The sequence below is a fragment of the Shewanella sp. GXUN23E genome (assembly GCF_050865035.1).
Lineage (GTDB): Bacteria > Pseudomonadota > Gammaproteobacteria > Enterobacterales > Shewanellaceae > Shewanella.
Genome location: NZ_JBOZWP010000003.1, coordinates 118,495 through 132,592, shown reverse-complemented (window position 1 = coordinate 132,592; position 14,098 = coordinate 118,495). Strand labels below are relative to the sequence as shown.

The following is a 14,098-nucleotide window of genomic DNA, read 5'->3' as shown; positions in this document are numbered from 1 at the left end:
AAAAATTGTCCTTTGAGTGGCAAACTTGTTGGACTGAATGGGTGAAAATCCGATCTTTGTTGCCAAATACTCCGCTTAAACTTGCGCCGGGCTGAAACCCCTGACCAAAATGGTGGATTTGCTCACTTTGGCAGACATTATCCATCGACATGACTCCGTTATTAACGCTCGACAAACTGACATTTTCTCCTGGTAATGACGCTGTTTCATTACTCGAATCTGTCTGTCTGACGCTGCATGCCGGAGAGTGTCATTGTATTACCGGGGCAACCGGAGCCGGTAAATCCAGTCTGTTGTTACTGGCTGCAGGTCTCCTCGGCGAAATCACCGCCGGTCAGCGAATGCTGGCGCCGGGGGCGCTGTGCGCATTGGTATTGCAGGATCCCCATACTCAGTTGTTGCGCCGCACCATAGGCGCGGAAGTGGCTTTTGTGCTGGAGAATCTCGGCGTGGCCCCCGGGCAGATGCCTGCCCGGGTGTTACAGGCGCTGCGCCGGGTTGGACTTGAATTACCGCTGAATACCCGGGTTGACAGTTTGTCACTGGGACAAAAATACCGGCTGATGATAGCTGCCCAACTGGTGGGAAAGCCAAGTGTGCTGATGCTGGATGAACCCTGGGCACAATTGGATGATGAGGGTGTCAGCGAACTGCTCAAGTTGCTGCTCAGATTAAAATCCGAAGGTCTGGGTTTGTTATTGGTAGAACATCATGCTGGCGCTTTTGAGGGGCTGATTGATCACCACTGGCACCTGCATCAGGGGCAGCTGTATGCGGCCGGGATGCTGATTGATGAGCACCTGCCTGAAGTTTTTTCCGGCTGGCCGGATAAGCCTTTGCATAACCCGCATGCGGCCACCTGTCTGCGACTCGAATCAGAGCCTTTCAGCCTGATGCCAGTATCTGCCGTCAGTGCGGCGACGGCATCCGACGCCATTCAGGAACGGCCACTTTTCAGTTCGCCGGCACTGCGGGTCGCCGCCGCGGAGCGGGTATTGCTGCTGGGTGGCAATGGCAGCGGAAAAACCAGTTTGCTGTCGTTGATGGCCGGCTGTACCGCTGAGCAAACTGTGCCTTTGCAGATTCTGGGGCGGACGCCTGAGCTGGGTGTACACGGCGCCGATTTTTGTTATTTGATGCAAAGACCCAATCGTCAGCTGTTTGAACTCACTGTCCGGGCTGAAATGGAATACAGTCTCAAACGCTTCAAATTACCGCTGGAACGCGCGCAGCGCATGATGGCGCTGCTGGATATTACCCATCTGGCCGATAAATCTCCTCACCGGCTCTCCTATGGTCAGCAACACCTGGTTGCTCTGGGATCGCTGGCTTGTCTGCAACCCAAATTGTTTCTATTGGACGATCCCTTTGCTGGACTCGATCGGCACTATTGCAACAAGGTGCTGTTATTGCTCGATAAGATGCAGCATGAAGGGTGTGCGTTGATTATTGCCAGTCACAGGCCACTGTCACTGGGCCAACATCAAACCTGGCTGATACAGGCAGGCAAGCTGGAGGTGAGCCATGTGGGTCAGGCGTAATGCCCGGGATGCCCGGTTGGCCTCAGGTCTGCCCCTGTGCCGGTTGGCTATTCTGTGGGTGTTGTTGCTCAGTGGCTGTGCTTTTTTGCTGCCTGATGGGGCTTTGCCGCTGCTGATTCTGCTGAATATTCCGCTGCTTTTGCAGGGGAGCCGACTGGGGGCCGGATGGCGCGGATTGCTGATGGTGTTTGCTGTGCAGCTCGCAGTAACCTGCGGTTTGTATTGGTTGCTGTACGGCGCAGACAGTCTTGCTGACGCTGCCATAGTGATTGCCAGATTGATGCTGGCTTTGATCCCGGGATGGTGGCTGTCTGCCCGGTTTGCCCCTGAACAACTGGGCGCCGCGCTTGGCAGTGTGCTGCCCGGTAAATGGGCGTTTGTGCTGGCGGCCACCCTGAGTTTGCTGCCCCATATCCAGCGGGAGGCGGCTGAGATCTATCGCCTGCAGTGTTTGCGCGGCGCGCCGATTACCCCAAGGGCGCTGCGTAATCCCAAAAACTGGCTGGAGCTTGGTCCCTGTCTGTTGTTTCCACTGTTGATTGAATTGATGAAGTTGTCACGTCAGCAGGCGCTGGCAGCGCGCAGTCGACAGTTTGGCTGTCATCCCCATCCGACCCATTGGCCCTCTGACGAGGAATAACAGGAATCTTCATGTCTAAAGGAATTGAATTTAACCTACAGGATGCGCTGTTTATCGGCCTCTGTGCCACCTTGCTGGTAGCCCTGAAAGGAATGCTGAGGCTGAAGCTGGGCATATCCGGTCATACCATGTTGCTGATGAGCTTTATGTATCTGACCTGCTACTGTGTCGTGGGACGGCTTGGCAGCATCAGTATTTGTGGAATGTTGGCGGGACTGGTTGCCATGGCGCTCGGGGTTGGCAAGGGTGGGCCTATGATTTTGCTGAAATTTGCCCTGCCGGCCGTGGCCATGGATCTGGTGCTTTTGCTGGTGGTGAGCTGGCCTCTGCGCTGGCGTTTTGCGGTAATGGTGCTTGGAGCAGCCGTCGCCTGGGCGGGCAAAGTCTGGTTGACCAATATGCTGGCTGGCATGGCTGCTGAGGTTGCTACGCTGAGGTTTGGTATCAGTGTGGCTCAGGGAGCGGCATTCGGAATAGTGGGAGCATTACTGGCACTGGCGCTGGCCAGGCGGTTACAGGCTCATGATCTGTTGAAAATAAAAGAATAAGGCACAAGCATGCAGAGTCAGTTTCTGATTTGTATCGATGATACAGACGATATAGGTACCAAGGGTACGGGCGAAATTGCCGGTGAAATAGGCGATTTGCTGATGCAGATATACGGCGGGCGGGCGGGGCTGGTCAGTCGCCACCAGTTGTATGTACATCCGGATATTCCTTACACCTCTCATAATTCCGCCATGTGTTTTGCCTATACAGGTGATGTCGTGCTGGCCGATATCCGTGCTGTGGCGGCCAATCACCTGGTGGCTGAATCCGCTGCTGCTGCTGATCCCGGGCTGGCTATTATGGCACTGAACGGATTCAGCGGGCGCGATGAGCTGATTGCCTTTGGTCATGCTGCCAAGCAGGAAGTAAAAACCAAAGCGCAGGCTTATACGCTCGCCCAGGCACTGGGGATTGATCTGACCGAACATGGCGGTACTGGTCAGGGGGTGATTGGTGCGTTGGCGGGGCTGGGGCTGAGACTGGAAGGCCGTGATGGCCGGGTGAAAGGACAGATCAGGCTGGGACAGACGGATGACACAGCGGTGGTTCTGCCTGTCGGTGAAATTCTCGCCCAAACTGGCTTGGATGCCGTGGTCGATCTTTGCGGAAATAGGCTGGATGATAAAGAATCTGTGACCTTACTGGGCAAGGTAAAAGCCATCGTTTATGAAGGTGAGTTTGCTCTGCTGGTGGCCCCAGAAGCCGGTGTGTGGCGCAATGCCAGCCGCTCAGAGCTGAAAGGATACTGATATGCAACACTGGTTCAAGCAGACAGACACAGGTTGGGTATTTCGTTTTGACAATGACAACGCCAAAGAGGCTGTGGCAGCAGCACTGGCCTGCGGCAAGTTCGTTGCTGATGACGAGGATGAGTGGGTGGACGATGCCGCTGTGTCTTGTTTTAACTGTCAGTACCGGCGCTGGTTAGCGGTAGGCTTTACCTGTTGTCTGCCGGGGCGGGTTTAAACCGCAGGGGGTAAAAATAGTCGTAGGTTAGCCTGTCTGTTTGCCGTCACTGTCTATACTTCTAAGTACGCAGATCCGATTTGCGGCCTTTAAGGTTGCCGGAAGCTGAGTGGATGTGCCGACCCGGCTCGCTCATCCATGGGGATTCGCTGACTTAGAGTGTGGAGTGGTGTGAATGGCGCAAACTGCCCTGTCTTCCAGGTTGATAAAAGTTCCCCTGTCCAAACTGCAGGTTGGAATGTTTGTGGCCAAAATTGACGATGTGGGCAGTTTGAAGATAGTCACCGCCGGACTGCTGACCTCGTCGGATGCCATCAGCATGCTGGCCAGAAAAGGGGTGCAGTATGTCTGGGTGGACCCTGATCGCAGTCAGTCTGTCGAAGAGGACGAGCCTGATGCTGCCGAGGTCAGCGCTGCCAAGCCAGGGAACCGGGATCTCCGGCAGCAAAAGGCAAAGAAGTTACTCGGCGAGGCCAAGCATCTTATTCGCAAGGTACTTGGTGAGGTGTTTCATGGCAAAGAGGTTGATGCCAAACCTTTTGGTGAATTGGCTGACCGGATGATCGAGTCAGTGATGGCCGATGCCGACGCCTTCAAATGTGTTTCTGCGTTGCGTCATAAGGATGCCTATCTGCTGGAGCACTCAGTCAATGTCTCTTTTCTGTTGGTCACCTTTGGCCGTTATCTGAATCTTGATAAAGCTATGCTCAAAGATTTGTCGATTGGCGGTATTCTGCATGACGTCGGTAAGACCCGGGTGGATAATGACATTCTCAACAAACCCGGAAAGCTGACAGCCGAAGAGTTTGAAGAGATGAAACGCCATCAGGAGCACGCTATTACTTTGCTGGATAATCTTCCCGGTTTGTCACAGGTGAGTAAGGACGTCAGCTTTATGCACCACGAGAAGCTCGATGGCAAAGGGTACCCTCGTGGTCTCAAGGGAGAGCAAATCCCGCTGCATGGGCGTATGGCCTGCATTTGCGATATCTATGATGCGTTGACAGCGAGCCGCTGTTACAAAGAGGCCATGAGCCCGGCGGCCGCCTGTAAAATCCTGCTCAGTCTTACGCCTTTTCATCTGGATCAACAGCTGGTCTATCAGTTTATCCGCTGTATCGGTGTTTACCCTGTCGGTTCAATGGTTGAGTTGAGCGATGGCCGGCTTGGGATTGTCTGGGATCTTGAGGGAAGAGATGCCATGCATCCTGTGGTGAAGTGTTTTTACTCACTCAAGCACAAGAAGTTTGTCGATGTGAAGTATGTCGATCTCAACCGCTGCGATATCAATATTGCCAAAGCAGTATCGCCCTGCTCTCTGGATATTGACCCAACACCTTTCTACTAATCCCTGTCTTTGCGTTACAGATGTCCTGATATCACGCAGACCTGTATGCGATTACAGATCCTCATTGGACTTCAACAGTTGGCATCCTGTAATACATAGGTGACCGTTCCACCTGGCGTTGCAGGATAAAACACTTCGATATGACAGGCATAACCTGCTGACGGCGGGTTGGCGGCAAAGTAGATAACAAACCAGGGTAATCCGGGGGCACTGCCGCCATAGTGTTTGGAAATCGTGATATCGTTATCCAGACTGGAATACTCTCTGGCAGATACGACGAATTTGATCAAACCATAGTAGCCAATTATGTCTTTGGTACCGTTTCCGTCCAAATCGATATTGGCGGTGGTCGCATCCACGTTTTCCTGCCCTTGCAGCAGAGCCTTGCTGTAAACCAGATTGTTGGTGCTGGCAAAAGCTGCTCTGGCACCTTCCAGCGCGCTGATTTTGGCATCTTTCTGTAGATTGAAAAACTTGGGAGCGGCAGTGACTGCCAGTATCCCCAGGATGATGATCACCACTACGAGTTCTATCAGGGTAAAGCCCTGTTGCCTGAGCGCAATCCGATCCAACATGGTTGGGTTTAAGTTGGTCACTGGGCGGCTCCTTTTGCCAATCAGGTTTCGTTGCAGGCTTCGAATTAATTGTATTACTTAAGATTAAGCGTAGAAGAGCCACAGCCGGGCGACAAACTTATCTGCGGATGACTTGTTTGCGGGAGAATGGTGGCCTGACTATGAATACAAAGACCGGCTGCTTGGCCTATTCGCTTTCAGCCAAGGCTGGCAGTTTTCATGGAGGAATATATGAACAAGAGCCTGTTTTGGGCCGGAACTCTGACCTTTTTGGCAGCGCTGACCCATATCGCCATTCTTCTGGGCGGCCCGGATTGGTACCGTTTCTTTGGCGCAGGTGAAGGAATGGCGCAGCTTGCCGAAGCGGGAGATGCCTACCCCGCCATACTCACCTCAGGTATTGCGCTGGTGTTGGCGGTCTGGGGTGCCTATGCCTGGTCCGGTGCGGGCGTTATTCCTGCCTTGCCGCTGAGACGTTTGATTCTGGTTGGTATCACGGGTGTCTTTTTATTCAGAGCCTTTGCTGGTTTGATTCTGCCCTGGTTGGTTGACCATCCGGCGCTGGCGGCCAATTCCACAGGTTTTTGGATGCTAAGCTCCATCATTTGTCTTGGTATCGGCTTGCTATACGCCTTTGGCCTGAAACAAAACTGGCGCCAAATGGCGCCGGTTTAATTCGGGTGTATTGAGAAGTTGCGCAAACATCCTTGTTCGACGCATGGGGTAACTGTGGTTTTGATGCTTACGGCAGCCGTGGTCGGCTTAACCGAAATCACCATTCACATAACCTCGGGTGCGATCATCGGCCGGGGTGCTGAACAGAATGTCGGTATCATTGTGCTCTACCAGATCGCCCATCAGGAAGAATGCGGTGCGATCTGATATGCGGCGTGCCTGCTGCATAGAGTGGGTCACAATCACGATAGTGTATTTCTGCTTCAGGGTCTGGATCAGGTCTTCCACCTTCTTGGTGGCGATGGGATCCAGTGCTGACGTCGGCTCATCCATCAAAATCACATCCGGCTCCATGGCGATGGTGCGGGCGATACACAGACGCTGCTGCTGACCACCGGACAGACCAAACGCCGGGGCTTTCAGGCGGTCTTTCACCTCATCCCACAGGGCGGCGCCGCGCAGTGAGCGCTCCACCACTTCATCCAGAGTCTTTTTGTCTGTGACGCCCTGAGCACGCAGGCCGTAGGCGATATTGTCGTAGATGCTCATGGGGAAGGGGTTGGCTTTCTGGAACACCATGCCGACCTTGATACGCAGTGCGGCAACGTCGACATCTTCATAAATGTCCTGACCGTCGACTTCTACCAGACCATCGATTTTGACCCCTTCAATCAGGTCATTCATACGGTTTAAACAGCGCAACAGGGTGGACTTGCCGCAGCCGGAGGGGCCGATCAGCGCCGTCACCTGACGGGCCGGGATATCCAGATTGATGTTGTGCAGCGCATGGTTGGCGCCATTGCCGTAATACAGATTCAGGTTTTCAATGCTAATTTTGTTCATTTTCAGGCTCGGACTCAGGTTTAGGCTCTTGATTAGGCTCAGGTTCAGAGCGGGGCTCAATAAGTGGCCTTGTTGAAACGGCTGGCGATCAGTTTGGTGATCATATTGATGACCAACACCACCACGATAAGTACAGTGGCCGTGGCATAGGCCTGGTTCCATTCATGAACCGTGTACAACTCCTGGGTTAATTTGTAGAGGTGCACTGTCAGGGTGCGGCCTGAATCCATCAGGCTTTCCGGAATACGGGCAACCATACCCGCAGTCAAAAACACCGGCGCGGATTCACCGATAATCCGGCCGACACTCAGCACGATTGAGGTGACAATTCCCGGCATGGCGCTGGGCAGAATCAGCTTGCTTATGGTGTAAATCTTGGGGGCACCCAGACCGTAAGAACCTTCACGGTAGCTCTGAGGCACGGCCATCAGGGCTTCTTCCGTGGTACGGATAATCACAGGCAAAATCAGGATGCTCAGGGTCAGTGCACCGGACAGTACAGAGAAGCCCAGACCCAGAATGCCGACGAAGAAGGTCAGGCCGAACAGACCGAAGATGATGGACGGAATACCCGCCAGTGACTCGGTACAGAAACGCACGACTTTAACCAGTTTGCTGCCGGGGCGAGCATATTCGGTCAGGTAGATGGCGGTCATAATGCCGATGGGGGCAGCCACACCTATGGATGCCAGCACCATATAGATGGTGGAGACAATCATGGACCAGATGCCGGAGGCCTCGCCGATACTGGTGTACTCGGAGCTAATAAAGTCCCAGCTCACGTGGGCCAGACCATTGCTGAGGATGTACCAGAGGATCCACAGCAAAAAGCCTACCGTCAGGCCGGCACCGGCCCAAATCAGCCCCATGGCAACTTTATCCTGAATGCGACGGGCGCGGGTAAGGGTATAAGACATAGTGAGTTACCTAATCCTTGACTAATTACTTGGCCTGGCCGCGGTTGAGGTACAAGAGGGTGCCGTTAAGCAGCATGATAAACACCAGCAGCACTATGCCGGTGGCATACAGGGCGCTGGCGTGCACGCCGGAGGCGTAGGACATTTCCAATGCGATATTGGCCGTCAGGGTTCGGGCAGGTTCAAGGATGCTGCCAGGCATGGCCGGGGCATTACCCATCACCATGATAATGGCCATGGTTTCACCCAGCGCACGGGCGATACCCAAAATCACGCCGGTCATAATGCCGGAGCGTGCTGCCGGCAGCAGCAAGCGAAATACGGTAAACATGGGCGAAGCGCCCAGTGCCAGCGAGCCCTCTTTGTAGGTCTTGGGGACGGCACGCAGGGAGGTCTCGGCCACGGCAATCACTGTTGGCAGGATCATCACCGCCAGTACCAGAGTCCCGGCAAGCACTGTATTACCCGCAGGGATATCAAACAGCTGCTGGATCATAGGCACGATAATAATCAGGCCGAAGAAGCCATATACCACAGAAGGAATACCGGCCAGAAGCTCAACCGCAGGGCGGATAATATTGGCCAGCCATTTTGGCGCCACTTCAGCGATAAAAATGGCGGTCAGCAGGGCAACCGGTACCCCGATAATCACTGCGCCCAGGGTGGAGGCCAGAGATGCCACAATCATGGGCGCAATGCCGTACAGTGCCGGTGGCAGCCATTCTTCGCCGGTCACAATACCTGCGACGCCAGCTTCGGCAAAGGCAGGTAAGCTTTCCTGGAAGATAAAGTAAGCGATCACCGACAGTGACAGCACGCCTATGATGGCAGAGAGCAGAAACAGGGTTTTAAAACATTGTTCTTTCCAATCCCGGCGACGACGACAGCCCAGTTGGATAACCCCGGTGGCAACAGTTGCGGATTGCATATGGTTTCTCCCGATAACCCCGGATCTGTGTCCGGGACTATGGTCTTAGGGCCGGGTGTTGATGCAGTGCATCACGTTCCCGACCCAGTACTGCGCGTAAATCTTATTTTGGCTATTGCTTTGTTGGTTCAAAGCCCGGGTTAGTTAACCGCGATATAGCCATTTTCAGCGACAACCTGCTGACCTTCAGCAGACACTACCCAGTCAAGGAACTTGCGTGCTTCATCTGAGGTGTTGGCATCTTTGTGCAGCACCAGGAAAGGACGGGCTACCTGATACTCGCCAGCTTTTACGGTATCCACTGAAGGCGCTACACCGTCGACACTCAGGGCTTTCACTGAGGCATCAACTGAGCCCAGCGAGATAAAGCCGATGGCAAACGGGTTGTTGGCAACAATGGTCTTCATCACGCCGTTACCGTTGGCTACCTGAGCACGCTGAGAGATGGCGGATACTGACATGCCATTCACTTTGCGCTTCAGCTTCATAATGTCTTCAAACGCGCCGCGGGTACCGGATGCGGTATCACGGGTAACCACAACGACAGGCTTGCTTTCGCCGCCCACCTGAGACCAGTTGCTGATTTCACCGCGGTAGATAGCGGCGATTTGGTCTTTAGTCAGGTTGGCAACCGGGTTCTTACCATTGACCACTATGGCGATGCCATCTCTGGCGATGGTGGTTTCGTTGAGAGCAGGCTCTTTTTCAGAGTCTTTCAGTGAGCGAGAGGCCATACCCAGCATGCTGGTGCCATTTTTCGCTGCTTTGACACCGGCAGATGAACCTGTGCCCTGAACTTCGATAAAGGTGTTCTTGTTAGACTTCTGGTAGGTTTCTGCCAGTACTTCCATTACTTCAGTAACAGAGGTGGAACCGGATACAGAAATGGTTTCGCTTGCAGTGGCTGTAGCTGCAGTCATGGCGCCGGTCAGTGCCAGCAGAGCAAACATCTTGGTTTTCAAGTTACTACCCTCAATTTTAGTGATTGCCCTCGGTCGGGCGACAGCAAATGTAGGGGAGAAATGTGACAGTGAAATTTCCTGCATATGACAACCAGATGACACTGACATGGCTGAATTTGGACTGTGCCCGCCAATATTGATGGCATAGAAACCCGGTGAAATCTGTAAAACCGCTCAACATGTCCTGTGAATTATTGCCACCTGGTGAGAGTGATTGCTTACTTTTGTGGTTGATTGCTGACATCGACACGAATAGGTTTCATTGGTGACGCACAGGACAGAAGTGACAGGGAAGTTGAGCTGACAGTTGTTTTTTTGAACTTTATCAACAGTTGCGGGTAAGCTGTTGCCATTAGGGAAATAACAACAATACGACAACAAGATGAAGGCGCTTCCTCCTCCCATTCAATCCGGTATAGAGCAAGTTCGGAATTGGTTCTTCCGGCAAGTCAGTCAACTGCGTGGCGCTGTTAATGCTCGGGTTGCTGCTGTCAGGACACGCCTGCAATTGCTCTGGCAAACCCTGACTTTCTCTCAGCACTGCTATCTTGTGGCCACGCTGGGCATGCTGTTGGTGCTTTTCAGCACAGGTGAGTTCTCTGGTATCGCTGCCTTTATCCTGCCACTGATAGCGCTTGCCGGGATCAGTGTCGAGTTCTGGCCCAAATTCCTGAAAACCTGGGAAAGCTTGCCTGGCCGCGCGTTGATCCTGTTGTTTTATGCGATTGTCGCCAACTTTGCATTGGGCAGCGCATCCGGGCTGGTGAATGAGGTGTCAGGTGTCAGTGCAGGTAATATGCCCTACAGTCATAACTTTGCGTTGTTGCTGAATCTGCCCGGGTGGTTTTTTATGACAACCCTGCTGGCGTTGCTGTGCTGGCAATTGATTGTGCCTTTTTACCTGATGTTGCTGCTATTGCTGAAGCTGTTTGGTATGCATGGTCTTTGGCATCCGCCTCACTATAGATTTGTGTTTACCACAGCGCTGGTGCGTTATCTCTGGAGTTCAATTCTGATGTTTCAGTTGCTTTCTTTTGGTTTGATGACGGGCCTTGCCAACAATAGCATGGTTGATTTGAAAACCTATCAGGAATTGGCGCAGGAACTGAATGAGGCTGATAGTCAGGATCCCGGCAGCGGCACACCGACTGAAGCTGATGATGTTGAAGCCAAACTGGCCGGGAATGAGCAGGATATTGAAGACGTGTCTTTGCGGGCCAAACGCTATCACTTCGGACAACAGAAGTTATTGGCCTGGTTTATATGGCATTTTGAAGCTGACAGTTACTCCCGCTGCCGGCATGAACAGGACTCGCGGGTGATTGAATTGAATGACTACGAAATCCTGCAGATTGTCAGACTGAAAGAGTATGACAAGCAAACCGGGACTGGTTATGACTATCGGGTTTTACCCTGTATTTCACCGGCGCTGGGACACGAATTTTTGCCATCGACAACAACGCCTTGATGTGAATGTGTTAACGCAGGAGTTGAATGCTGAGGTTTAGGGAGCGGTATCGGGGAAAAATCTCTCCGTCAGCGCTAATCTGGCATTCAGATACGGACACTTTTTGGGCTTTGGCACTCAGCGCTGGAGTGCCACATCTGAGGGAATAGCCAGGGGGCCGGGTAACCGGCTGATAAATAGTCGGTAGTTGAGCGTAATTCTGAACACTGTGTTTGCAAATTATTAGGTTGTAAAATTACATCAGCAGATACTTTTCTGGCTAAAAAATTAAATGGCTTTAAAAACAAAGAGTAATAAATTGATGATTTAGATTTATTAAATTTACGTCTAATAGTTTGTGCAGGATTGATAACAATGGGCTTACGCTTTGTGTCATTGTTCTGAAGATTGACCATTGTTAATATTCGCGCACTTTCAGCTTTGAATGATTCTTTTATGCAAAATCTCGATCAAGTTTCCTGTCTGAAGCCAATATTGGTTCAGGGGGCAATGGATGTTGAAATAGAAACCCTGGTTGCCGCATTAGCGGATGTTCAGATGAAAACATTTGGTTCCTGGACTTTTTGGGAAGGTCAGATTAATGGCTATCCAATCGTGATATCGAGAACTGAAATTGGATTGGCCAATGCCGCAGCCTCAACGACGCTGGGGATCGAACACTATCGACCGGGCTTTATTATTAATCAGGGCACGGCTGGTGGTCATGATCCTGAATTATTTCGGGGTGATATTGTTGTCGGTGAATCCAGCTTCAATATGGGGTCTTATAAAACTGAGTTCAAAGCCAAAGGTCAGGGAATACATCCCGCCAGCTGGCAAAACTTCGATATGACCATGTACCTGCGGGAAAATGGCGAAGTGGTGAAGCATAATCATTTCAAGGCTGATCCGGCGCTGGTTGAATTGGCTATGTCGATGGCTCACACCTACGAGAATGGTAAAGTGGTTACCGGCGTGATTGGTACAGGTGATGAGTGGAACCGCGAAGTGGACCGCATTAACTGGTTCCACGACAACTTCAATACCGCCATCGAAGAAATGGAAACCTCCGCTGCTGCCATGGTAGCTCAGGCTTATCACATTCCGTTTGTCAGTATTCGGGTATTATCCAATACAGATCAACATGCCCAGGAATTTGAACCGCAAACAGCAATTGATTGCCAATATTTCGTTTTAAATGTTCTCAGAAAATTAATCAGCCAACAATAATCGAGTCATTATTCCGGTATATTGATTTGAGAATATATTGAGTCCATTAATTACATTTATTCAGACTCTGTCTTTATCAACAGAGTCTATATTGCGCTTCATTTCCTTTATATAAGATATTATCAATGCCTATCCTGATTAGTCTTCTGGGTATTATTACCCTGCTTGTTATTGCTTATCTGGCTTCTGAAAATCGCAAGGCGATTAATTTCCGTACCGTGGGTATTGCATTTTTGCTGCAGTTCACTCTTGGGGCGTTTGTGATGTATTCCGCGGTCGGTCAATCGATGATTTTTTCGATGGCTGAGGCAGTTTCCACTGTCATTGGTTACAGCAATGAGGGCATGTCCTTCATGTTCGGCGGTCTGGTCAGCGACAAGATGTATGAGCTGTTTGGTCCGGGCGGCTTTGTGATTGCCTTTAAGGTACTGCCGATTATTGTATTTTTCTCCGCGGTATCGGCTGTGCTCTACTATCTTGGCATCATGCAATGGGTCGTCAAAGGTGTCGGCGGCGCGCTGCAAAAGCTGTTGGGTACCAGCAAGGCCGAGTCTATGTCGGCCAGTGCCAATATCTTTTTGGGGGTGACCGAAGCGCCGCTGCTGATCAAACCTTATATGCCACGGATGACCCGCTCTGAGCTGTTTGCCGTAATGTGTGGCGGTCTGGCGTCTATCGCTGGCACCATGCTGGCTGGTTACTCTCAGCTGGGCATTAAGATGGAATACCTGCTGGCGGCCTCATTCATGGCGGCGCCTGGCGGTCTGTTGTTCGCCAAGCTGCTGATCCCGCAAACTGAATCAGTTGATGACAACACGCTGGCTATTACCGAAGAAAATCCACCACGCAATGTGATTGATGCCGCCACCACAGGCACCATGAATGGTCTGAGTCTGGCGCTGGCTGTGGGTGCCATGCTGTTCTCCTTCGTCAGCTTGGTGGCGCTGCTCAATGGCATGATGGGCGGTATTGGCAATTGGTTTGGCATGGAAAACCTGAGTCTGCAGATGGTGCTGGGTTATCTGTTTGCCCCTGTGGCCTGGTTGATGGGGGTAAGCTCGGAAGAAGCCTTGCTGGCTGGCTCTTTTATTGGCCAGAAAATCGTGATTAACGAGTTCTTCGCCTACATCAATCTGGCACCTTACCTGAGCGGTGATGCCATTGTGCAAGCCACAGGGGAGGCGATGTCGCAGCGTACTCAGGTCATTCTGTCCTTTGCCCTGTGTGGCTTTGCCAACTTTGGTACTGTCGCGATTGCCATTGCCGGTATCGGCGGGCTGGTGCCGGAGCGTCGATCAGAGATCGCGTCGCTGGGGCTGAAAGCTCTGGCTGCGGGGATCCTGTCCAACCTGATGGCGGCGACTATCGCCGGACTATTTGTCTCGCTGGCCTGAGATCAGGTGACAATTAAAAAATGGAATGCCACTTTCTGGGAAGTGGCATTTTTTTCATCACCTTTGATGTCCTTATTGGGCGG

15 protein-coding genes are annotated in these 14,098 nt (G+C 52.1%); 10 read left to right on the top strand and 5 right to left on the bottom strand.

From position 1 onward, the window contains the following. The first annotated feature begins 149 nt into the window (after positions 1-149). From ACRRUX_RS04335 to ACRRUX_RS04310, 6 genes are all read left to right on the top strand, one after another. Complete coding sequence (locus ACRRUX_RS04335; RefSeq protein ID WP_432527536.1) at positions 150-1,541, top strand: ATP-binding cassette domain-containing protein; 1,392 nt, start codon at positions 150-152, stop codon at positions 1,539-1,541. Further along, a complete protein-coding gene (locus ACRRUX_RS04330) occupies positions 1,525-2,181 on the top strand; it encodes a cobalt ABC transporter permease (protein ID WP_432527534.1) in 657 nt (218 codons plus the stop codon). Before ACRRUX_RS04335 ends, ACRRUX_RS04330 begins: the two co-directional genes overlap by 17 nt. 11 nt (positions 2,182-2,192) lie before the next feature. Next, positions 2,193-2,729, top strand: a complete 537-nt coding sequence (locus ACRRUX_RS04325) for a core component of ECF transporter (RefSeq protein ID WP_432527532.1) — start codon at positions 2,193-2,195, stop codon at positions 2,727-2,729. A gap of 9 nt (positions 2,730-2,738) precedes the next feature. After that, a complete protein-coding gene (locus tag ACRRUX_RS04320) occupies positions 2,739-3,479 on the top strand; it encodes a DNA-binding protein (RefSeq protein WP_432527530.1) in 741 nt (246 codons plus the stop codon). 1 nt (position 3,480) lies between these two features. Further along, positions 3,481-3,696, top strand: coding sequence for a hypothetical protein (locus ACRRUX_RS04315; protein WP_432527528.1), 216 nt, complete (start codon positions 3,481-3,483; stop codon positions 3,694-3,696). A gap of 175 nt (positions 3,697-3,871) precedes the next feature. Beyond that, a complete protein-coding gene (locus ACRRUX_RS04310; RefSeq protein WP_432527526.1) occupies positions 3,872-5,044 on the top strand; it encodes an HD-GYP domain-containing protein in 1,173 nt (390 codons plus the stop codon). Between the two features lie 71 nt (positions 5,045-5,115). Here ACRRUX_RS04310 and ACRRUX_RS04305 read toward each other — a convergent pair whose 3' ends face one another. Further along, on the bottom strand, positions 5,116-5,619 hold the full coding sequence (locus tag ACRRUX_RS04305; protein ID WP_432527847.1) for a pilus assembly FimT family protein: 504 nt from the start codon (positions 5,617-5,619) through the stop codon (positions 5,116-5,118). Positions 5,620-5,850: 231 nt separating this feature from the next. On the opposite strand from ACRRUX_RS04305, the gene ACRRUX_RS04300 reads away from it, so the two are divergent. Further along, a complete protein-coding gene (locus ACRRUX_RS04300; protein ID WP_432527525.1) occupies positions 5,851-6,294 on the top strand; it encodes a hypothetical protein in 444 nt (147 codons plus the stop codon). Between the two features lie 87 nt (positions 6,295-6,381). Here ACRRUX_RS04300 and pstB read toward each other — a convergent pair whose 3' ends face one another. The 4 genes from pstB to ACRRUX_RS04280 form a co-directional block, all read right to left on the bottom strand. Further along, entirely contained in the window at positions 6,382-7,137 is a 756-nt protein-coding gene (gene pstB / locus ACRRUX_RS04295; RefSeq protein ID WP_432527523.1) for a phosphate ABC transporter ATP-binding protein PstB, read from the bottom strand. Between the two features lie 56 nt (positions 7,138-7,193). Further along, a complete protein-coding gene (gene pstA, locus ACRRUX_RS04290; protein ID WP_432527521.1) occupies positions 7,194-8,054 on the bottom strand; it encodes a phosphate ABC transporter permease PstA in 861 nt (286 codons plus the stop codon). Between the two features lie 25 nt (positions 8,055-8,079). Further along, positions 8,080-8,982, bottom strand: coding sequence for a phosphate ABC transporter permease subunit PstC (pstC, locus tag ACRRUX_RS04285; protein WP_432527519.1), 903 nt, complete (start codon positions 8,980-8,982; stop codon positions 8,080-8,082). Positions 8,983-9,122: 140 nt separating this feature from the next. Next, the gene (locus ACRRUX_RS04280; RefSeq protein ID WP_432527517.1) at positions 9,123-9,944 is read right to left on the bottom strand and encodes a phosphate ABC transporter substrate-binding protein; all 822 of its coding nucleotides are present in this window, start codon (positions 9,942-9,944) and stop codon (positions 9,123-9,125) included. A 508-nt stretch (positions 9,945-10,452) separates the two neighbouring features. Here ACRRUX_RS04280 and ACRRUX_RS04275 point away from each other — a divergent pair. The 3 genes from ACRRUX_RS04275 (at position 10,453) to ACRRUX_RS04265 (ending at position 14,015) form a co-directional block, all read left to right on the top strand. Beyond that, positions 10,453-11,412 (top strand): hypothetical protein, encoded by a 960-nt coding sequence (locus ACRRUX_RS04275; RefSeq protein ID WP_432527515.1) that lies wholly within the window; start codon positions 10,453-10,455, stop codon positions 11,410-11,412. Between the two features lie 435 nt (positions 11,413-11,847). Then, complete coding sequence (gene mtnN / locus ACRRUX_RS04270) at positions 11,848-12,621, top strand: 5'-methylthioadenosine/S-adenosylhomocysteine nucleosidase (protein ID WP_432527513.1); 774 nt, start codon at positions 11,848-11,850, stop codon at positions 12,619-12,621. A 125-nt stretch (positions 12,622-12,746) separates the two neighbouring features. Beyond that, positions 12,747-14,015, top strand: coding sequence for a NupC/NupG family nucleoside CNT transporter (locus tag ACRRUX_RS04265; RefSeq protein WP_432527511.1), 1,269 nt, complete (start codon positions 12,747-12,749; stop codon positions 14,013-14,015). Positions 14,016-14,098 lie beyond the last annotated feature (83 nt).

Bases quoted from the DNA above. Each gene is read 5' to 3' on its own strand.
- mtnN (WP_432527513.1), top strand. From the start codon at position 11,848: ATGCAAAATCTCGATCAAGTTTCCTGTCTGAAGCCAATATTGGTTCAG.
- ACRRUX_RS04315 (WP_432527528.1), top strand. From the start codon at position 3,481: ATGCAACACTGGTTCAAGCAGACAGACACAGGTTGGGTATTTCGTTTT.
- ACRRUX_RS04325 (WP_432527532.1), top strand. From the start codon at position 2,193: ATGTCTAAAGGAATTGAATTTAACCTACAGGATGCGCTGTTTATCGGC.
- ACRRUX_RS04310 (WP_432527526.1), top strand. From the start codon at position 3,872: ATGGCGCAAACTGCCCTGTCTTCCAGGTTGATAAAAGTTCCCCTGTCC.
- ACRRUX_RS04265 (WP_432527511.1), top strand. From the start codon at position 12,747: ATGCCTATCCTGATTAGTCTTCTGGGTATTATTACCCTGCTTGTTATT.
- ACRRUX_RS04330 (WP_432527534.1), top strand. From the start codon at position 1,525: ATGTGGGTCAGGCGTAATGCCCGGGATGCCCGGTTGGCCTCAGGTCTG.
- ACRRUX_RS04300 (WP_432527525.1), top strand. From the start codon at position 5,851: ATGAACAAGAGCCTGTTTTGGGCCGGAACTCTGACCTTTTTGGCAGCG.
- ACRRUX_RS04335 (WP_432527536.1), top strand. From the start codon at position 150: ATGACTCCGTTATTAACGCTCGACAAACTGACATTTTCTCCTGGTAAT.
- ACRRUX_RS04320 (WP_432527530.1), top strand. From the start codon at position 2,739: ATGCAGAGTCAGTTTCTGATTTGTATCGATGATACAGACGATATAGGT.
- pstA (WP_432527521.1), bottom strand. From the start codon at position 8,054: ATGTCTTATACCCTTACCCGCGCCCGTCGCATTCAGGATAAAGTTGCC.
- pstC (WP_432527519.1), bottom strand. From the start codon at position 8,982: ATGCAATCCGCAACTGTTGCCACCGGGGTTATCCAACTGGGCTGTCGT.
- ACRRUX_RS04305 (WP_432527847.1), bottom strand. From the start codon at position 5,619: ATGTTGGATCGGATTGCGCTCAGGCAACAGGGCTTTACCCTGATAGAA.
- pstB (WP_432527523.1), bottom strand. From the start codon at position 7,137: ATGAACAAAATTAGCATTGAAAACCTGAATCTGTATTACGGCAATGGC.